The sequence below is a fragment of the Janibacter terrae genome (assembly GCF_039636765.1).
GTDB lineage: Bacteria > Actinomycetota > Actinomycetes > Actinomycetales > Dermatophilaceae > Janibacter > Janibacter terrae.
The window spans coordinates 725,160-744,408 of the sequence record NZ_CP144167.1; the positions used below are offsets into that span (position 1 = coordinate 725,160).

The 19,249-nt window shown below is 72.5% G+C and carries 18 protein-coding genes; 12 read left to right on the forward strand and 6 right to left on the reverse strand.

The window, feature by feature from the left end; all coding sequences use genetic code 11:
• Positions 1-38: 38 nt before the first annotated feature.
• From V3C34_RS03645 to V3C34_RS03655, 3 genes are all read left to right on the forward strand, one after another.
• A complete protein-coding gene (locus tag V3C34_RS03645; RefSeq protein ID WP_346008108.1) occupies positions 39-218 on the forward strand; it encodes a DUF5302 domain-containing protein in 180 nt (59 codons plus the stop codon).
• Positions 219-316: 98 nt separating this feature from the next.
• Positions 317-808 (forward strand): SRPBCC family protein, encoded by a 492-nt coding sequence (locus V3C34_RS03650; RefSeq protein ID WP_346008109.1) that lies wholly within the window; start codon positions 317-319, stop codon positions 806-808.
• A 3-nt stretch (positions 809-811) separates the two neighbouring features.
• Positions 812-2,404, forward strand: a complete 1,593-nt coding sequence (locus V3C34_RS03655; protein ID WP_346008110.1) for an NAD(P)/FAD-dependent oxidoreductase — start codon at positions 812-814, stop codon at positions 2,402-2,404.
• 8 nt (positions 2,405-2,412) lie between these two features.
• On the opposite strand, the gene V3C34_RS03660 is transcribed toward V3C34_RS03655, so the two are convergent.
• Positions 2,413-4,617: a HelD family protein gene (locus V3C34_RS03660; RefSeq protein ID WP_068327090.1), complete on the reverse strand. Its 2,205-nt coding sequence runs from the start codon at positions 4,615-4,617 to the stop codon at positions 2,413-2,415.
• A 380-nt stretch (positions 4,618-4,997) separates the two neighbouring features.
• On the opposite strand from V3C34_RS03660, the gene purD reads away from it, so the two are divergent.
• From purD to V3C34_RS03680, 4 genes are read left to right on the forward strand one after another with little or no spacing between them, the layout of a single operon-like run.
• Positions 4,998-6,284 (forward strand): phosphoribosylamine--glycine ligase, encoded by a 1,287-nt coding sequence (purD, locus tag V3C34_RS03665; protein ID WP_345913585.1) that lies wholly within the window; start codon positions 4,998-5,000, stop codon positions 6,282-6,284.
• Between the two features lie 49 nt (positions 6,285-6,333).
• Complete coding sequence (locus V3C34_RS03670) at positions 6,334-6,729, forward strand: hypothetical protein (protein ID WP_346008111.1); 396 nt, start codon at positions 6,334-6,336, stop codon at positions 6,727-6,729.
• Between the two features lie 22 nt (positions 6,730-6,751).
• Complete coding sequence (locus V3C34_RS03675) at positions 6,752-7,648, forward strand: phosphoribosylaminoimidazolesuccinocarboxamide synthase (protein WP_338538946.1); 897 nt, start codon at positions 6,752-6,754, stop codon at positions 7,646-7,648.
• A gap of 23 nt (positions 7,649-7,671) precedes the next feature.
• Positions 7,672-9,222, forward strand: a complete 1,551-nt coding sequence (locus V3C34_RS03680; RefSeq protein WP_346008112.1) for a fatty acyl-CoA synthetase — start codon at positions 7,672-7,674, stop codon at positions 9,220-9,222.
• 20 nt (positions 9,223-9,242) lie between these two features.
• Here V3C34_RS03680 and V3C34_RS03685 read toward each other — a convergent pair whose 3' ends face one another.
• Together V3C34_RS03685 and V3C34_RS03690 are read right to left on the reverse strand one after the other, a co-directional pair.
• Positions 9,243-9,509, reverse strand: coding sequence for a type II toxin-antitoxin system RelE/ParE family toxin (locus V3C34_RS03685; RefSeq protein ID WP_346008113.1), 267 nt, complete (start codon positions 9,507-9,509; stop codon positions 9,243-9,245).
• Positions 9,506-9,802, reverse strand: a complete 297-nt coding sequence (locus V3C34_RS03690; protein WP_082817237.1) for a type II toxin-antitoxin system Phd/YefM family antitoxin — start codon at positions 9,800-9,802, stop codon at positions 9,506-9,508. Before V3C34_RS03690 ends, V3C34_RS03685 begins: the two co-directional genes overlap by 4 nt.
• A gap of 116 nt (positions 9,803-9,918) precedes the next feature.
• Here V3C34_RS03690 and V3C34_RS03695 point away from each other — a divergent pair, with 116 nt between their 5' ends.
• Positions 9,919-10,458, forward strand: coding sequence for a DUF1697 domain-containing protein (locus V3C34_RS03695; RefSeq protein ID WP_346008114.1), 540 nt, complete (start codon positions 9,919-9,921; stop codon positions 10,456-10,458).
• On the opposite strand, the gene V3C34_RS03700 is transcribed toward V3C34_RS03695, so the two are convergent.
• Positions 10,459-12,114: an ABC1 kinase family protein gene (locus V3C34_RS03700; RefSeq protein ID WP_068424975.1), complete on the reverse strand. Its 1,656-nt coding sequence runs from the start codon at positions 12,112-12,114 to the stop codon at positions 10,459-10,461. It abuts the gene before it with no gap.
• A 67-nt stretch (positions 12,115-12,181) separates the two neighbouring features.
• Between V3C34_RS03700 and purS the strand changes: the two genes are divergently transcribed.
• From purS to V3C34_RS03720, 4 genes are read left to right on the forward strand one after another with little or no spacing between them, the layout of a single operon-like run.
• The gene (gene purS, locus V3C34_RS03705) at positions 12,182-12,472 is read left to right on the forward strand and encodes a phosphoribosylformylglycinamidine synthase subunit PurS (RefSeq protein ID WP_068327062.1); all 291 of its coding nucleotides are present in this window, start codon (positions 12,182-12,184) and stop codon (positions 12,470-12,472) included.
• Positions 12,469-13,140 (forward strand): phosphoribosylformylglycinamidine synthase subunit PurQ, encoded by a 672-nt coding sequence (gene purQ, locus V3C34_RS03710; RefSeq protein WP_068327059.1) that lies wholly within the window; start codon positions 12,469-12,471, stop codon positions 13,138-13,140. The genes purS and purQ overlap by 4 nt, the downstream gene beginning before the upstream one ends.
• The gene (gene purL, locus V3C34_RS03715) at positions 13,137-15,425 is read left to right on the forward strand and encodes a phosphoribosylformylglycinamidine synthase subunit PurL (protein ID WP_068327057.1); all 2,289 of its coding nucleotides are present in this window, start codon (positions 13,137-13,139) and stop codon (positions 15,423-15,425) included. The genes purQ and purL overlap by 4 nt, the downstream gene beginning before the upstream one ends.
• 1 nt (position 15,426) lies before the next feature.
• Positions 15,427-16,092 carry an HAD family hydrolase gene (locus tag V3C34_RS03720; RefSeq protein ID WP_068327054.1) on the forward strand — a complete coding sequence of 222 codons (666 nt, stop codon included), beginning with the start codon at positions 15,427-15,429 and terminating at the stop codon, positions 16,090-16,092.
• On the opposite strand, the gene V3C34_RS03725 is transcribed toward V3C34_RS03720, so the two are convergent.
• Entirely contained in the window at positions 16,093-16,905 is an 813-nt protein-coding gene (locus V3C34_RS03725; RefSeq protein ID WP_346008115.1) for a fused MFS/spermidine synthase, read from the reverse strand. It abuts the gene before it with no gap.
• Between the two features lie 88 nt (positions 16,906-16,993).
• Entirely contained in the window at positions 16,994-19,138 is a 2,145-nt protein-coding gene (locus tag V3C34_RS03730; protein WP_346008116.1) for a bifunctional UDP-sugar hydrolase/5'-nucleotidase, read from the reverse strand.
• Positions 19,139-19,249 lie beyond the last annotated feature (111 nt).

Consider the following 19,249-nt stretch of genomic DNA (forward strand, 5'->3'; position numbering starts at 1 on the left):
CGCGGTCGCGGTCCCGGCCCCGAGCGAAGGGAGGTCCCATGAGCAACCACGAGAGCGCTCCCGAGGACGTGAAGGCGAAGTTCCGGGAGGCGCTGGAGAAGAAGCAGGCGCACGGCGGAGCCAATGTCTCGCCGAACGGGGCGCACGGCAAGGTCGAGGACGAGCACCGCGCCGAGACCAGTGCGACCCAGCAGATGTTCCGCCGCAAGAGCGGCTGACCACTCACTCCACCCGCGGCCCCCGGAGCGATTGCTCCGGGGGCCTTCGGGGTAGGGGGAACCCGTCCGACCTGCCCCAGACCCGAGGAGGCGCGCCCATGGGTGCCGACGACGCCACAGACCACGACCTGTCCGGGTCCGAACCGGTGCGGTGGACGACGAGTGCGTCCCCCGAGCGGGTGTGGGCGGTGATCGAGGACGCCTGGACCTACGGCGCCTGGGTCGTCGGGGCCTCCCGCGTGCGCTCCGTCGACGACTCCTGGCCGGCTGCCGGAGCTCAGCTGCACCACTCGATCGGCGTCTGGCCGGTCGTGCGTGACGACACGACGTCGGTCCTCGAGCACGACCCGGAGTGCCTGCGCATGGTGCTGGAGGCGCGGGTGCGGCCCTTCGGCACCCAGGTCGTCGAGCTCGAGGTGGGCCCCGGCCCGCGGGGCACCGTCGTCACGATGCGCGAGGACGCATCGGGCGGACTCGCGGCCCTGGTGCCCCGGCCGGTGCGCCAGGCCGGGCTGCGGGTCCGCAATCGTGAGGCCCTGCACCGCCTGTGCCTGCTGGCCGAGCGGGAGACCCGGGTCGAGAGGGCCTGACGCATGGAGACCGTCGACGCCGTCGTCATCGGTGCGGGCCACCACGGCCTCGTCACCGCCGCGTACCTCGCGGACTCCGGCTGGGACGTGCTCGTCGTCGAGGAGCGTGCGCAGGTCGGCGGGGCGGTCTCGAGCCGCAGCGACGGGGGCTGGACCGAGGACGAGTTCAGCGCCTGCCACCCGCTCGCGCTGGCCTCGCCGGTGCTTCGCGAGCTGGACCTCGAGGCACACGGGCTGGAGTGGCGCCACGCGCCGCGACCGCTCGCCCACCTCTCCGGTCCCGGCGAAGGGGGCGTCGCCCTCCACGCGGACCCGCAGGACACCGCTGCGGACCTCGAGCGGGAGCACCCGGGCGACGGGGCCGCCTGGCTCGAGATGGTCGAGCAGTGGCAGCGCGTGCGCGAGCCGCTCCTCGCCGCGCTGCTCACCCGCTGGCCCCCGGTGAAGGACGTCGCCCGCCTGGTCGCCCGGCTCGGAGTGCGCGAGGCGCCGGACCTCGCGCGGCTCGCCGTGCTGCCGGTGACCCAGCTGGCGCGCGAGGGCTTCGGCGGCACGGGGGCCGGGCAGCTGCTCGCGGGCAACGCGATGCACGCCGACATCCCACCGACCGCTCCGGGCAGCGGCCTGTACGGCTGGCTCATGACGATGCTGTGCCAGGAGGTGGGCTTCCCCTCGCCGCGCGGAGGCACCGGCCGGCTCGCCGAGGCGCTCCGGCGTCGTGCCGAGGGCGCGGGCGCCCGGATCGAGACCGGCACCTCGGTCGAGCGGGTCGTCGTCTCCGGAGGGCGGGTGCACGGGGTCGAGCTCGACGGCGGCCGCCGGGTGCGCACGCGACGGGCCGTCGTGGCGGACACGAGCGCGCAGGCACTCTACGAGGACCTGCTCGACACCGACGACGTGCCGCAGGGGCTGCGTCGCCGACTGCGGCGGTTCACCTGGGACCTGCCGACGGTCAAGCTCAACCTGCGCCTCGACGCGCCGATGCCCTGGTCCTCGCCCGCAGCGCGCGGCGCCGGCGTCCTGCACGTCGGCCACGACGTGCCGGGACTCGTCCGGTGGTCCGCGGACCTGGAGGCGGGAGAGGTGCCTGGGGCCCCCTTCGCCCTCGTCGGGCAGATGACGACGATCGACCCGTCGCGCTCACCCGCCGGTACCGAGGCGCTGTGGCTCTACACCCACCTCCCGCGCGACCGGTACGACGACCCCGCCGCGGTCGCGGCGACCGTCGCCGGGTGCGAGGAGATGCTCGACGCCCTCGCGCCGGGCTGGTCCGCCCACGAGGTCGGCCGCTGGGTGCAGGGCCCGCAGGACCTGGAGGCGGCGGACGCCAACCTCGGCCACGGCGCGGTGGGCGGCGGGACCCAGCAGCTCTTCCAGCAGGCGATCTGGCGACCGGTGACCGGTCTGGGTGGGCCCCGCACGCACGTCGCGGGCCTCTACCTGGGCAGCGCGGCCTCCCACCCCGGCGGCGGCGTGCACGGCGGGTGCGGGTACCTCGCGGCCCGCGCGGCCCTGCAGGACTCGCGGTGGTGGGGACGCCCGCGAGAGCAGCTGCTCGTCTCGGCGCTGCGCCGCTTCCACGACGAGCCCGCCTGAGCCAGGCGTCAGTCGGTCGGGCGCAGCACCGTCATCCGGTGCGCCGCGCGGGTGAGCACGACGTAGAGCACACGGGCCCCGCCGGGCGACTCCGCGACGATGGCGTCGGGGTCGACGACGAGCGTCGCGTCCCACTCCAGGCCCTTGGTCGACAGCGGGTCGATGACGACGACGCGACCCCCGTGCGAGCCGTCGAGCGGCAGGAGCGCCGCCGCGTGCCGCTGGGGCGCGATGACCGCGATGGACCCGTCGACCTCCGCGGCGAGGTCCGAGAGAGCCTGCGCCGCGAGGGTGGCGACGTCGGGTCGTGAGTCGTCGAGCGCGTCGCCGAAGGTGAGCTCGACCGGGCGTACGCCCGTCTCGCGCACCGCATCGGGGATGTCCGCGTCCGGGACCACGGGCAGGATGACCTCGCGCGCGTAGTCGAAGATCTCCTGCGCGTTGCGGTAGTTGGTCGTCATGTGGAAGGACTGCCGCGGCTGGGTGCCGTAGGCCTCGTCACGCGCCCGCTCGGCCTCGGCAACGTCCGGCCAGGAGGCCTGCGCGACGTCGCCGACGACGGTCCACGAGGCACGCCGGCCACGACGGCCGATCATCCGCCACTGCATGGGGGAGAGGTCCTGGGCCTCGTCGACGAGCACGTGCGCGTACTCACCGGGACGGCCCACCGTGCCGACGAGCAGGCGCTCGCGGGCGGTGGTCGGGGTGAGCTCGTGCTCGACCTCGGGCGCGCGGATCGCCGAGCCCATCGCCTGCAGCTCCTCGACGCCGTCGAGCTCCTCGATCTCGTAGAAGGAGCGCTCCTCCTGCTCGGGTGCCTCGACCTGGCCGACGCGGACCGACAGCTCGTCGACGAGGGCGACGTCGGAGACGCTCCACGTGCCGAGGCGCAGCGTCTCGCGGGCGGCGTGCGCGAGGTCCGCGGCGTCGCCCTGGCTGAGGACGGAGCGGCAGACCTCGTAGGCCAGCTCGGTGTCCTCGAGCCAGAGCAGGGCCTCGCGCGGGTCGACCTGGGGCCACCAGGCGGCGACGAAGTCGTCGATGGCCAGCGACTCGTCGAAGGCGTCCATGAACTCGTCGCGGTCCCCGTGGCGCACCTGCTTCCACGCGGCCTCGGCGAGCAGCTCGCGGGCGAACCGGGTCGCTTGGTTGCGGGTGCGGTCGCGCAGCGCCTTGCGGCGGATGTCGGCGAGGGCACGCTCGTCGAGGTGGAAGGGCAGGCCGTTGACCATGGCGCGCAGGCTCGTCGGGGCGCCCGGGACGGCGCGCGCCGCGAGCCGCGACAGGACCGTGCGCATCTGCAGCGAGCCCTTGGTCGCGGCGGTGGACGGCGGGTCGTGGCGGATGGCGGTGATGACGTCGACGATGTCACCCACCGAGCGCAGGGTGACCGAGTCCTCGCCGAGCGAAGGGAGGACCCGCTCGATGTACGCGGTGTACGCCGACGACGGTCCGATGACGAGGATGCCGCCGCTCTCGTAGCGGCGTCGGTTGGCGTAGAGCAGGTAGGCGGCGCGGTGCAGCGCGACGACGGTCTTGCCCGTCCCGGGGCCGCCGCTGATCTCGGTGATGCCACGGTCGGTGGCCCGGATCGCCTCGTCCTGGTGGGTCTGGATCGTCGCGACGATGTCGCGCATCTGCTGGCCGCGGCTGCGGGTCAGCGCCGCGAGCAGCGCACCGTCACCGACGACGACCATGTCGTCGGGGGCAACGGGGACCATGAGGTCGTCCTCGACGCCGACGACCCGCTCGCCGCGGCAGCGCAGCACCCGACGGCGGATGACGCCGTGGTTGTCGCCGGGGGTCGCCCGGTAGAAGGGGGAGGCGGCGGGGGCGCGCCAGTCGATGACGAGCGGCTCGTAGTCGTCGTCGCGGACCCCGAGGCGACCGATGTAGCGGATCTCCCGGTCGGGGTCCGCCTCCTGCCCGGCGTGGTCGAGGTCGAGCCGGCCGAAGACGAGGCCCTCGTGCTGGTGCTCGAGGTGTGCGACCCGGCGGGCGGCGTTGAAGACGAGGGCGTCGCGCTCGAAGAGCCCGGACATCTCCTCGTCGCGTACGTCACCGGTGCGGTCGGTGCGGCCGCGGGACATGCCGTCGACGGCGACGAGATCGGCACGCTTTCCGGCCTTGGTCAGTTCCGTGTAGACGCGGTCCAGGTGCTGCTGCTCAGTGGCGATCTCCGCAGCGACGGCGTCGACGTGGGTGTCGGTCACGGGTCGAGCTGCTCCCCTCCGGTTCGGGCGAAAGTGCGAGTCTACGGGGTCGGGCGGGCCGCTCGGTGACCTCCCGTGACCGTCTGGGTGTCCGCTCGGAGAGCGCCTCGACAAGTCTCATCATTCCCGTCTTGATTTCAACCTCAACGAAGTGTCACTATCTGGAGGTCGGCTTCGGCCGACGGTCGCGCGGTCGGTGTCCCCCCTGATGTCTGGACCCGCGACCCGGGGCGCAGCTCACGGCAGATACCCCCTGCCTGCCGAGAGCTGCGCCCCACTTTCATGTCCGGGCATCCGCAGGAGGCCGTCCGCGGCCGTCTTTGCTCGTGCTCCCTGAGGAGGCCGTCCGCGGCCGTCTCGAAGGGCCGTAGGCTCGCCCCGTGAAGGTTCTCGTCATCGGCTCCGGCGCCCGCGAGCACGCCCTCGTCCGCGCCCTCACCCTCGACCCCACGGTGGACGCGGTCATCGCCGCGCCAGGCAACCCCGGCACGGACGTGCTGGCACTCAACGAGCCGGTCGACCCCACCGACCCGGGCGCGGTCGTCGAGCTGGCCCGCCGGCACGAGGTCGACCTCGTCGTCGTCGGACCCGAGGCCCCGCTCGTCGCGGGCGTGGCAGATGCGCTGCGCGAGGCCGGCATCCGCTGCTTCGGCCCGGGCGCCGAGGCAGCGCGCCTCGAGGGCAGCAAGGCCTACGCCAAGGAGGTCATGGCCGCCGCTGAGGTGCCGACCGCCATGGCCCACGTCTGCACGACCGAGGAGCAGCTCGCCGAGGCGCTCGACTCCTTCGGTGCCCCCTACGTCGTCAAGGACGACGGGCTGGCGGCCGGCAAGGGGGTCGTCGTCACCGAGGACCGCGCCGCTGCCATGCGGCACGGCCTGGCCTGCCTGGCGAAGGGGGAGGACGCGCAGGTGGTCATCGAGGAGTTCCTCGACGGCCCCGAGGCGAGCCTCTTCTGCATCTGCGACGGCACCACGGTGGTCCCGCTCGACCTCGCCCAGGACTTCAAGCGGATCTTCGACGGCGACGAGGGTCCCAACACCGGCGGCATGGGGGCCTACAGCCCGCTGGCGTGGGCCCCGGACGGGCTCGTCGAGGACGTCGTGGCCCGGGTGGCCCAGCCGGTCGTGGAGGAGATGGCCCGGCGGGGGACCCCCTTCGTCGGGGTGCTGTACGTCGGCCTGGCGCTGACCTCTCGCGGCCCGAGGGTCATCGAGTTCAACGTGCGCTTCGGTGACCCCGAGACCCAGTCCGTCCTGGCCCGTCTGGAGTCGCCGCTGGCCGTGCTCCTCGCGGCGGCCGCGGACGGCAGCCTCGACGACCACGACCCGCTGCGCTGGAGCCCGCAGTCGGCCGTCACGGTCGTCATCGCGGCCGAGGGCTACCCGGCCTCGCCCCGCACCGGGGTCGCGATCGGGGGGCTCGAGGAGCTGACCTTCGGCGAGCTCGCTGAGCACGTCCACGTGCTGCACGCCGGCACCGCCTGCGACGACGCCGGGGAGCTCGTCTCGGCGGGCGGGAGGGTGCTGTCCGTCGTCGCGCTGGGCGACGACCTCGTGCAGGCCCGCGAGCGCGCCTACGCGGCGGTCGCGCAGATCGAGCTCGAGGGCGGCCACCACCGCACCGACATCGCGCTGCGCGCCGCGCGGGGCGAGATCCACGCCTGATCCCCTCGTCGGTGGGCGTGCCGGTCGCCCGACGGGGTAGGTGTGGTCCATGGACGAAGCACACCGCAGACCGGACGGCGTCAACGACCAGACGGTCGAGGCGCTCGGCAAGCTGTCCGAGGCCCTCGAGGTCGTCGAGGAGACCCGAGGGCACCTCTACGCCTTCCACCGTCGGTGCGGCACCGCCGACCTGACCCTCCAGGAGGCCGTGCGCCTCCTGCGCGAGGCCGGTCACGCCGAGATCGCCGAGGGCCTCCAGACCGACCTCGTGGGGCGCAACGTGCTCCCGGACCGCTGGAGCTACCAGATCGTCGAGGAGTACGACGCCCTGTACTACGAGCCCTTCCGTGCCGCCGAGGCCGCGGCACGCGAGGCGCTCGTCGAGGGCAAGCGGCACCTGTACGAGGCGGAGATGAAGGTGGCCGAGCGCCGCGACGGTCCCTGAGGCCGCCTGCGAGGATGACCCCATGAGCGAGGTACCCCTGCAGCTGCCCGGTTACGCCCACGTCTACTCGGGCAAGGTCCGCGATCTCTACGCGCCGCTCGGGGCCGACGGCGCCCCGCGCGCGGACCAGCTGCTGCTCGTCGCGAGCGACCGGATGTCGGCGTACGACTTCGTGCTCGACACCCCGATCCCCGACAAGGGCGTCGTGCTCACCCAGATGTCGCTGTGGTGGTTCGACCGGCTCGCCGACCTCGTGCCGCACCACGTCGTCTCCACGGACGTGCCGGCCGCGGTCGCCGGGCGCGCCGTCCTCGTCGAGCGCCTCGAGATGCTGCCCGTCGAGTGCGTGGCGCGTGCCTACCTCACGGGTGGGGGCCTGAACGAGTACCGCTCGACCGGTGCCGTCTCCGGGATCGCGCTGCCCGAGGGCCTCGTCGACGGTTCGCGCCTGCCGGAGCCGATCTTCACCCCGTCGACCAAGGCGCCCGTCGGCGAGCACGACGAGCCGATCCCGTACGCGGGGGTCGTGGCCGAGATCGGCGAGGACCTGGCGGCCCGCGTGCGCGACCTGACGGTGCGGATCCTCCAGCGCGGCAACGAGATCGCGACCGACCGGGGCATCATCCTCGCCGACACCAAGGTCGAGTTCGGCATGCGCGGCGACGACGTCGTCCTCGCCGACGAGGTCCTCACGCCCGACTCCTCGCGCTTCTGGCCCGCCGACCAGTGGGAGCCAGGGCACCCGCAGCCGAGCTACGACAAGCAGTTCGTCCGGGACTGGCTCACCTCACCGGCCTCGGGCTGGGACAAGGCCTCGGGCGAGGCCCCGCCGGCCCTGCCGGACGACGTCGTCGAGCAGACGCGGGCGAAGTACGTCGAGGCGTACGAACGCCTCACGGGGCAGACCTTCCGCGCCTGAGCCCGGCGAGGCAGACTGCGGGCATGACATCGACGGAGATGGACATCGCCCGCGCCAACGGACTCGCAGAGGTGTTGCGCCGCAGCGCTGCCCGCCACCGCGACAAGATCGCGATCATCGACGGGGACACCCGGTGGAGCTTTCGCGAGCTCGACGAGGTCGTGACCTCCGTGGCCGCCGGTCTGGCAGAGCGCGGGGTGACGCAGGGCGACCGGGTCGCCCTGCTCAGCCGCAACAGCGCCGACTTCGTCGCGATCGCCTGGGGTGCGGCGCGGCTCGGCGCGATCCTCGTGCCGATCAACTTCATGCTCACCGCCGACGAGGTCGGCTGGATCCTCGGTGACAGCGAGCCGGTCGCCTTCGTCGCGCAGGCCGAGTTCGTCGGGACCGCGGAGTCCGCGATCGAGGGCAGCGGGCAGGAGGTGACCACGCGGATCGTCTCCGGGGGAGGAGCCTCGGGGTGGACCCCCTTCGCCGATCTCGTCGGGACCGACTCCTCCGGCTGGACTCCGCCGGTCGTCGCGGACGACGACCCGATCCGCCTCATGTACACCTCGGGCACGGAGTCGCGGCCGAAGGGGGCGCTGCTCACCTCGCGCGCGCTGCAGGCCGAGTACCTGAGCGCGATCATCGACGGCGGCATGAGCGGGGACGACGTCGACCTGCACACCCTGCCGCTCTACCACTGCGCGCAGCTCGACTGCTTCCTCGGGCCGGACATCATGCTCGGCGCGACGAGCATCATCCTGCCCGCGCCGGACCCGGCGACCGTGCTCGCGAAGATCGCCGAGCACGGGGTGACGAAGTACTTCGCGCCGCCGACCGTGTGGATCGGGCTGCTGCGGCACGCGGACCTCGACGCGACCGACCTGTCGAGCCTGCGCAAGGGCTACTACGGCGCCTCGCCCATGCCCGTCGAGGTGCTCAAGGAGATCCAGCAGCGGCTGCCCGGGGTCGACCTGTGGAACTTCTACGGGCAGACCGAGCTCGCTCCCGTCGCGACGATCCTGCCGCCGCACGAGCAGCTGTCCCACGCCGGCTCCGCCGGGCGGCCCGTGCTCAACGTCGAGACCCGCCTCGTCGACGACGACGGCAACGAGGTGCCGGTGGGCGAGGTCGGCGAGGTCGTGCACCGCAGCCCGCAGATCGCCGCCGGGTACTGGCGCAACGAGGCCAAGACCGCCGAGGCCTTCGTGGGTGGCTGGTTCCACTCCGGCGACCTGGCCGTCGCGGACGACGAAGGGCGGATCACGATCGTCGACCGCAAGAAGGACATGATCAAGACCGGCGGGGAGAACGTCGCCTCCCGCGAGGTCGAGGAGGCGATCTACGCCCACCCGGACGTCGCCGAGGTCGCCGTCTTCGCCCTGCCGGACGCGACGTGGGTCGAGGCCGTCACGGCCACCGTCGTCGCGAAGGAGGGCTCCGGCCTGACCGTCGAGTCGGTCCGGGAGCACTGCGCCTCGGCCCTCGCGCCGTACAAGCGGCCCAAGCGGGTCGAGATCCTCACCGAGCTGCCCAAGAACCCGAGCGGCAAGATCCTCAAGCGACAGCTGCGGGAGATGTTCGGCTGATCGGAGGGTCTCCGCCGGGCTCAGATCCGGTACGCATCCCTGCGGTGGGAGATCGTGACGATGTGGACGCGCACGACCTCGTCGTCGATCTCGTAGATCACCCGGAACTGTCCGCTCCGGGCGGAGTGCAGGCCGTCCAACGGTGCGCGCAACGGCTTCCCGACGCGGTGCGGGTTGTCGCTGAGCGCGCCCAGGGCGAACTCCAGGCACGCGGCCGCCACGGGTTCGGGCAGGTCCGCGGTCAAGGCCCTGTGGGACTGCTTCGACCAGGTGATCTCGTAGGTCATCGCGAGGTCTGGGGCCGGCCTCGCCCGGCAGCGCGCATGGCCTCGACGACCTCGGCCGTGCTGAGGACCTCGCCCTGCCGTGCCTCATCCAAGGATGTGCCGATGTCGCGCACGAGCTCCGCGTCGGAGAGGACGTCGAGGGTCTCGATGAGGATGTCGTAGTCCTCGGCGCTCAGCAGGACCGCCTCCCGCCGCCCGTTGCGGGTGATCTCCACGCGCTGGTGCGTCCGCACGGCCTCGTCGACCATGCGGGACAGGTGGGCGCGAGCCTCGGCCAAGGGAACCATCGACATGTACATGATTCTAGCGTCTTTGGCGCCGGGGCGTCCCAGCTCGGGAACATCTCCGACTCGGCCGAGGATCGAGCGGGTGCGCACGGCGTCCGGGTCACGCCGACCGATACTGGGGCATGGCCACCTACATCGCCTTCCTCCGCGCGATCAACCTCGGCGCCACGCGCAGGTTCCCCAAGGCCGACGTGCAGCGGGTCGTCGAGGAGACCGGCGCGACCGACGTCGCGGTGCACCTCAACACCGGCAACGTGCGGCTGACGAGCCGGCAGCGCTCGACGGCCGCGGTGGCCGCGACGCTCGAGGCGGCCTTCCTCGCGGACAGGGGGTTCGAGGTCCCGACGATCGTCCTCACGCCGGAGGGGCTCGTCCAGGTCGTGGCGGACGCGGAAGAGGTGGCGCAGCAGGCCCCCTTCGCGGTGGCGGCGCACTACGTGACGCTGATGCGGGAGGCGCCCGACCGGGCCGGCGTCGCCCTGCTGGCCCACGAGGACGAAGGGGAGGTCGCCGCCGTCCGCGGACGGGCCGTGCACCTGGTGCTCGACGGCAAGGACCGCTACCACCAGGTGAAGCTGCCGGCGGCGGCCGACCGGGCCATGGGCGTGTGGACCAACCGCAACCTCATGGTCGTGCGCGACCTGGCCTCCCGCTGGGGCTAGCTAGCCCTCGTCGCGCGAGGGGTGGCTGCGCGCGATCTCCCGGTCGGTCAGCACGATGTGCACGCCGAGCGCCACGGCGGCCAGGACGGCGACGCTGAAGAAGAGCATCGCGATCGCCGGGAACCCGAGGACCGTCACGTCGGTCTCGACGCGCATCATCATCGCCGCGCCGATGATCGTCGCCGCGATGATCAGGCCGAGCGTCAGCCGGTTGGCGACCCGCTGCAGCACGAGGTGCAGCCGCTGCTCGTCGATGGCGTCCACCCGCAGCCGCATCTCGCCGCGGGCGAGGGTGTCGAGGATGCGGTTGGCCCGCTTGGGCAGCTGCGCGGTGAACTCCTTGGTCTCGATGGCGGCGGTGAGCAGGCCGCCGGGGGAGACCTTGAGCGAGGAGACGAAGATGTCCGAGACGTTGTCCCGGATCGCCTCCGCGGGGGAGAAGTCCGGGTCGAGGTGCGTCGTCGTCTGGTCGAGGTTGAGCAGAGCCTTGCCGATCATCGCCATCTCGGCGGGCGGCCGCAGGCCGTGGACCCCGGAGAGCCGGGACAGCTCGACGAGCAGCCGGCCGGCCTGCACGTCCGAGCCGCTGGCCACGGCCTCGCTCACGAGGTGCGCCACCTCGTCGCGGAAGGCGCCCGCGTCGTGGTCCTCGAGCGGGTGGCCCATGTCGGCCAGGACCGCCGCGGCCTCCTCGCCCTCCCCGTCGTTGATCGCGAGCAGCAGCTTGGTCACGTGCGTCTGGACCCGCTGGGGCACGGTGGCGACCATCCCGAGGTCGAGCAGCGCCAGGCGCCCGTCGTCGGTGACGAGCAGGTTGCCCGGGTGCGGGTCGGCGTGCAGCACCCCGTCGTCGAGGATCATCCGCAGGTAGCAGTGGAAGAGCTGCTCGACGAGGGGGCGGGCGTCGAGGTCGATGAGCGCCAGGGGGCCGAGGTCGGTGACCTTGCGGCCCTCGATGTGCTCCATCGTGAGCACCCGCGTCGTCGTCAGCTGGAGCACCGGCTCGGGCACGACGAGCCGGTCGTGCTCCTCGGTCAGCTCGATGAAGCGCAGCAGGTTGCGCGCCTCGCGGCGGTAGTCGAGCTCGTCGACGAGCGAGCGCCGGAACTGGCGCAGCAGCTGGTTGAGCCCGTAGGAGCGGCCGACGCTCGTGTGCTTGTCCGCGAGGCCGGTGATGGTGTCGAGCGCGTCCATGTCGCCGCGGACGGTCTCGCGCACGTCGGGCCGCTGCACCTTGACGACGACGTCCCGGCCGGAGCGGGTGGTCGCCCGGTGGACCTGACCGAGCGAGGCCGCCGCGAGCGGCTCCTCGTCGAAGGTGGCGAAGAGGTCCTTGATCCGCGCCCCGAGCTCCGCCTCGACGATCTCGCGGACCTGCTCGAAGGGGAACGGTTCCACCGAGTCCTGCAGCCGCGTCAGCGCCTCGGTGTAGGCCGGTGGCAGCAGGTCGAAGCGGGTGGAGAGCAGCTGGCCGAGCTTGATGTAGGTCGGCCCCATCGCCTCGAGGTCCGCGGCGAAGGCCTCGGCGCCCTCCGTCGTCCCCTGCGGGAGGTCCGCGTCGTCGGCGAGGTCGTCCTGCTGGGCTCCCGCGAAGAGGTCGCCCCGTCCGTGGCGCAGGAGGAGTCGCACGAGGTCGGAGTACCGGCTGCTGCTCATGGGCACATCCTGCCCAACTAGACTCGACGCCGGACGCACCCCCCTTCGCCAGTTCAGGAGACGCCCCGTGGGACGCATCGTCGTCGACGTCATGCTCAAGCCCGAGATCCTCGACCCGCAGGGTCAGGCGGTCCGCGGGGCGCTGCCCCGGCTCGGCCTGGACCAGTTCACCGACGTGAGGCAGGGCAAGCGCTTCGTCCTCTCCGTGGACGGTGACGTCACCGACGCGCACCTCGCACAGGCCCGGGAGGCCGCCGAGACGCTCCTGTCCAACCCCGTCATCGAGGACGTCGTGAGCGTCCACGAGCTGACGAGCGACGAGCCGGAGCAGGCGCCGATCACCGGGGCCGGCGCGTGAGGATCGGCGTCGTCACCTTCCCCGGCAGCCTCGACGACTCCGACGCCCGCCGCGCCGTCCGCATCGCCGGCGGCGAGGCCGTCGAGCTGTGGCACGGTCACGCGGACCTGCGCGGCGTCGACGCGGTCGTCATCCCCGGCGGGTTCTCGTACGGCGACTACCTGCGCGCGGGGGCCATCGCCCGCTTCGCCCCGGTCATGAGCGAGATCATCACGGCCGCGAAGGGGGGGCTCCCGGTCCTCGGGATCTGCAACGGCTTCCAGATCCTCACCGAGTCGCACCTGCTGCCGGGCTCGATGATCCAGAACGACCACCGCCGGTTCCTCTGCCGTGACCAGGTCCTGCGCGTCGAGAACGCGTCGACCGCGTGGACCACCGGTTTCGAGGACGGGCAGGAGATCACCGTCGTCCTGAAGAACCAGGACGGCCAGTTCGTCGCCGACGAGGCCACCCTCGACCGGCTCGAGGGCGAGGGCCAGGTCGCCTTCCGCTACGTCGGCGACAACCCCAACGGCTCCTCCCGCGGCATCGCCGGCATCACCAACGAGCGCGGCAACGTCGTCGGCCTCATGCCGCACCCCGAGCACGCCGTCGAGGAGGGCTACGGCCCGGGCCTCGACGGGCGCACCTTCTTCACCTCCGTCCTCGAGCAGATGGCGAGCGCATGAGTCAGCACCGCATGAGTACCCTCGACACCGTCACCCGCGCGGGCGAGAGCCCCGACACCGAGCAGCCCTGGGCCGAGCTCGGTCTCAAGGAGGACGAGTACGCGCGCATCCGCGAGATCCTCGGCCGTCGCCCGACGAGCGCCGAGCTGGCGATGTACTCGGTCATGTGGTCGGAGCACTGCAGCTACAAGTCCTCCAAGGTGCACCTGCGCCGCTTCGGTGACCTGCCGAGCGAGACCCCGCTCGGCAAGACCCTCGCCGGCATCGGCGAGAACGCGGGCGTCATCGACATCGGCCAGGGCTGGGCGGTGACCTTCAAGGTCGAGTCCCACAACCACCCGAGCTATGTCGAGCCCTACCAGGGTGCGGCGACCGGCATCGGCGGCATCGTCCGCGACATCATGGCGATGGGCGCGCGCCCGATCGCGGTGATGGACCCCCTTCGCTTCGGCGCCATCGACCACCCCGACACCGCGCGCGTCCTGCCCGGCGTCGTCAAGGGCATCGGCGGCTACGGCAACTCCCTCGGCCTGCCCAACATCGGCGGCGAGGTCGTCTTCGACGAGTGCTACCAGGGCAACCCGCTCGTCAACGCCCTGTGCGTCGGCTCGCTGCGCCACGAGGACCTGCACCTGGCCAACGCGTCGGGCGCGGGCAACAAGATCGTCCTCTTCGGCGCCAAGACGGGCGGCGACGGCATCGGTGGCGTCTCCGTGCTCGCCTCCGAGAGCTTTTCGGACGGCCCGACTGCGTCTTCTCGGCGGCCCGCCGTCCAGGTCGGCGACCCCTTCGCGGAGAAGGTGCTCATCGAGTGCTGCCTCGACCTCTACGCCGCCGGCGTCGTCGAGGGCATCCAGGACCTCGGTGGCGCGGGCCTGTCCTGCGCGACCTCCGAGCTCGCCTCCGCCGGTGACGGCGGCATGGCCGTCGAGCTCGACCGCGTCCCGCTGCGCGACTCCACGCTCTCCCCCGAGGAGATCCTCATGTCGGAGTCGCAGGAGCGGATGATGGCCGTGGTCGCGCCCGACAAGCTCGACGCCTTCCTCGAGATCACCGGTCGCTGGGACGTCGAGGCCGCCGTGCTCGGCGAGGTCACCGAGGGTGACCGCCTCACCGTCACGTGGCACGGCGAGACCATCGTCGACGTGCCGCCGCGCTCCGTGGCCCACGACGGCCCGGTCTACGAGCGTCCGATCGCCCGGCCGCAGTGGCTCGACGCGCTGCAGGAGGACGGGAGCGGCTCCCTTCCCCGTCCGAGCGACCTCGGCGCGGACCTGCTCGCGCTGCTCGCCTCGCCCAACATCTGCGACAAGTCCTGGGTCACCGACCAGTACGACCGCTACGTCCTGGGCAACACCAGGCGCGCGATGCCGCACGACTCCGGCGTGGTCCGCGTCGACGAGGAGTCCGGTCTCGGCGTCGCCGTCTCGACGGACTGCAACGGCCGCTTCGGCCGGCTCGACCCGTACGCCGGCGCGCAGCTGGCGCTCGCCGAGTCCTACCGCAATGTCGCGACGTCGGGGGCGTTGCCCCTGGCGGTCACCGACTGCCTCAACTTCGGCTCGCCGGAGGACCCGGCCGTCATGTGGCAGTTCCAGCAGGCCATCGACGGGCTCTTCGACGCGTGCCTCGAGCTCGGCATCCCGGTGACCGGCGGCAACGTCTCCTTCTACAACCAGACCGGGGAGACCGCGATCCACCCGACCCCGGTGGTCGGCGTGCTCGGCGTCCTCGACGACGTCGCGACGAGCGTCTCCTCCGGCTTCGGGGCGAAGGGGGAGACCGTCCTCCTCCTCGGCGCGACCCGCGACGAGCTCGACGGCGGCGAGTGGGCGCACGCGCTGCACGGCCACCTCGGCGGACGTCCGCCCCGGGTCGACCTCGCCGCGGAGAAGGCGCTCGCCGGCTTCTTCGGCGACGCGGTGCGCCGCGGCCTGCTCACCAGCGCCCACGACCTCTCCGACGGCGGCCTCGCGGTCGCCCTCGCCGAGTCCGTGCTCCACGGCGGCACCGGCGCGTCCGTCGACCTCGCCCCGGTCCTGGAGCGGGACGGCATCGACGCCTTCACCGCGCTGTACTCCGAGTCCACGGCGCGCGCCGTCGTCACCGTCTCCTCCGAGGAGGACCTCGCCGCGGTCGTCGGCATCGCCGAGACCCACGGGGTGCCGGTGGCGCGCATCGGCTCCACCGACGGCGGGACGCTCAAGGTCAAGGGTGCCTTCGAGCTGTCGCTCGAGCAGCTGCGCGAGGCGCACACGGGCACGATGGCGCGCTACTTCGGCTGACATGGGTGCCGACTGGCTGGTGGTCTTCGACTGCGACGGTGTGCTCGTCGACAGCGAACGCCTGAACGTGCGCACCTGGACCGGCATGATGCGTGACGCCGGGGTCGACTTCACCGAGACCGATGCGGTCGAGGCCTTCGTCGGCAAGGCCTACAAGGACAACCGGGTCACGCTCACCGAGCTCACCGGGGCGGTGCCCGACCCCGAGTGGGAGCGGGCCTGGCGGGCCGAGTTCGCGCGCAGCCAGGAGGAGCTCGAGCCGGTCGCCGGGGCGGCCGAGGCCGTCGCCGCCGTGCGCGACCTCGGCCTGCAGGTCTGCGTCGCCTCGGGGTCGCTGCTCGCGGCCATCGGCACCAAGCTCGAGCGCACCGGGCTCGACGGGTTCTTCCCGGAGGGGGTACGGTTCAGCGCCGAGCAGGTCGAGCACGGCAAGCCGGCGCCCGACGTCTTCCTCCTCGCGGCCCGTGAGATGGGCTACCCGCCGGAGCGCTGCATCGTCGTCGAGGACAGCCGCGCGGGCATCGAGGCGGCGGTCGCGGCCGGCATGCCGGTCGTCGGCTACCGCAGCGACATGACGCCGACGGGCTGGATGGCGGGCGCCAGCGCCGTCGTCGACGACCTGGCCGACCTCCCTTCGGTCCTCACCCGACTGACCGGCCTGGGCTGATCAGCGCACCCGCCAGCGCCCCGGGTCGGGAGCCGTGGGCGAAGGGCGGGACCCGGCGTCGGTGATCGCCTTCCCGGTCGCGGTGCGCCGGGTCAGCTCGGCGCCGGCCAGGACACCCGAGGGGAAGGGCCAGCGCCCCACCTGCCGTCGGATCTCGTCGAGATCGAGCGGGCGGTGCGCGGCGACGAGCACGGCGTTGCCGTAGCGGCGGCCCTTGAGGACATCGCGCATGGCGACGAGCGCCACGTGCTCGCACGCGGTGCGCAGCCCGGCGACGACGTCCGCGAGGTGGCGCCACCCCGGCTCGTCGGGGCAGTTCATGACGAGCACCCCGTCCGGTCGCAGCACCCGCGCCACGTGCCCGAAGAACTCGACGGTCTGGAGGTCCGCCGGGACCCTCCCCGCGTCGAAGGCGTCGACGACGACCGCGTGGGCCGACGCGTCCTTGAGCGCCTCGAGCCCGGGGCGACCGAGCTGGGGCCGCACCCGGATCCGGTGACCGCGCGGCAGCGGCAGCTCCTCGCGGACGACGGCGGTGAGGGCCTCGTCGGGCTCGAGGACGATCTGCGGCGACCCCGGGCGGGTGGCGTGGACCCAGCGGGGCAGGCTCAGGCCGGCGCCGCCGACGTGCGTCACCCCGATCGGGTCGGGCCCGGGGAAGACCGCGTCGAGCACCGCGGCCATGTGCTGCACGTACTCGAAGACGAGGTGCTCCGGGTCGTCGACGTCGACGTGGCTCTGCGGATGCCCGTCCCGCATGACCGTCACCCCGCCGTGATCGTCGGGCACGAACTCGATCTGCGTCTCAGCCACCCCCCGATCCTCCCCCACGCACGATCGGCCGGGCACGACGAAGGGGGCCACACACCGGATCTGGTACGTGACCCCCTTCGTCAGGCTGCTACTTGTTGTTGCCGACCCCGGGGCGGACCTTGGTGTCATTGCCCACGCCGGGGCGACCGTCGGCAGCGCCGGGGCGCTCACCGAGCTGGTTGCCCTTGCCGGGGCGCTCCGCGGCGTTGCCCTTGCCGGGGCGTGCGGAGTCACCAGCCGTGACCGTGACGGGGAAGGTCGCCGTGGTCCCGCTCGGCGCGGCGACCAGGGTGACGGTCGCGTCACCGGTCACCCCCTCGGGGACGGTGAAGCTGATGTCGGCGGTGCCGTTGCGGGTCGGGACGCCGTCGATCAGGCCCGCGGTGATCGGGAAGGTCCCGACGGAGCCGTCGCCGACGAAGACCTCGACCTGGGTGTTGGTCGGGGCGCCGAGGGAGGTGAGGTCGAAGCCGGAGGCCGTGAAGGAGACCTCCTCACCGGCGGTCAGGGCGGTGGGCTGGTCCGTGATGGCGATGGCCTGCTTGCGGAAGTCCGGGCCGACCTCGTCGCGCGCGGAGAAGTAGTTGACGAAGGCGTCGGTGTCGATGAGGCCGGTGTCCTTGGCGTTGCTGCCCTCCTGCAGGACGGTGAAGTTGTCACCGCCACCGATGAGGAAGGACCCGGAGCTGATCGTGTACGTCGCGGCCTCGTCGATGGGCGCGCCGTCGATGCTCACCGAGGTGATGTGGCTGCCCTTCGCCGCGTCGGGGTCGAAGGTGTAGGTCACGTTGTCCGACAGGCCCAGCTTGAGGAAGGGGCGCGAGGACCCCTCCGGCTGCCACTGCTCCTCCAGCAGGGTGATGACCTGGGCGCCCGTGAGGTCGACCGTCATCAGCGTGTTGGCGAAGGGGTTGATCGACGCCGCCTCGGCGTAGGTCACCTCGCCCGGGCCCTCGTCGGTGGACGGGGCGTACAGCAGCTCGGCCCGCAGCCCACCGGGGTTCATGATGCCGATGTCGGCGCCGGAGCGACCGGGCGCGTTGAGGGCGTCGAGCCAGATGTCGGCGGTGAGGTTGCCGAGGGTGGACTCGCGCTGGCGGTTGTCGCGCGTGCCGTCGGTGTGGGCGGTCGTGATGTCGTCGCTCACCGAGCCGATGACCTGCTTGCCGACCTCCTCGGCCTGCGCGACGGCCTCGTCGACGATCCGCGCGGCCGAGGTGTAGGCCGGGTCGTTCGCGCACCCGGCGGTCGGGGCCGCGACCGGGACGTTGGTGGCGGAGTACTGGGTGACCTTGCCGGTCGCGGGGTCGTATCCGAGCTCGAGCTGGCCGAGGTTGTCGGCGTAGGAGCCGGTCTGGAGGACCGGGCGGGTGCCCTCTTCGCCGGGGACGGGGGCGTCCCAGGCGTACTCCTTGTGGGTGTGGCCGGTGAAGATCGCGTCGACCTCGGCGGTCGTGTCGGTGACGATCTTGGCGAAGGCCCCGCCGGCGTCGATCTGCTCCTGCAGGGTCGTCACGCCGTCGCTCTCGGTCGCACCCTCGTGGTACTCGGCGACGACGATGTCGGCCTCGCCGTTGGTGGCGTCGCCGTCCTTGAGCTGGGCGGCCACGCGGTTGACCGCCTCGACCGGGTCGCCGAAGTCCAGGCCGGCGACGCCCTGCGGGGAGACGAGGGTCGGGGTGTCCTGGGTGACCGCGCCGACGATGCCGACGTCGAGGCCGCCGATCTCGAGGACCGTGTACTCCTGCATCGCGGGGATGGTCGTGCCGCGCTCGTAGACGTTGGCGCCGAGCTGGTCGTAGTCCGCCGCCCGGTCGACCCGACCGGTGAGGTCGGAGAAGCCGCGGTCGAACTCGTGGTTGCCGACGGCGGTGGCCCGCAGGCCGACCGCGTTGAGGAACTCGATCGTCGGCAGGTCCTCCTGGGAGGCCGAGGTGAAGGGCGAGGCGCCGATGTTGTCGCCGGCCGCCACGAGGGCGGTCGAGCCCTCGCCGAGTGACGCGCGGGTCGTGACGATCGTGCAGGCGAAGGCCTTGCCGAGGTCACCGGTGCCGTCGTCGTCGATGCGACCGTGGAAGTCGTTGAGGTTGAGCAGGTTGACCGTGGTCAGCGAGGCGTCGATGCCACCGGGGGCGACGGGGTCGGCGGCGTGGGCTGCACCGGCCGTGGCGAAGAGTGCGGTGGCCGCACCCGCGCCGACCAGCAGCGACAGGCCCTTCTTCGTGAGGGACATGCGGGGTTCCTCCCAGAACACAGGTGTGACGTGCCCGACAGCTGGGCATACAGGGAGGATCGTGCCTCACCCGGGATACCTCCGCAGTCCGAGCGACGACCCGTGGGTGGC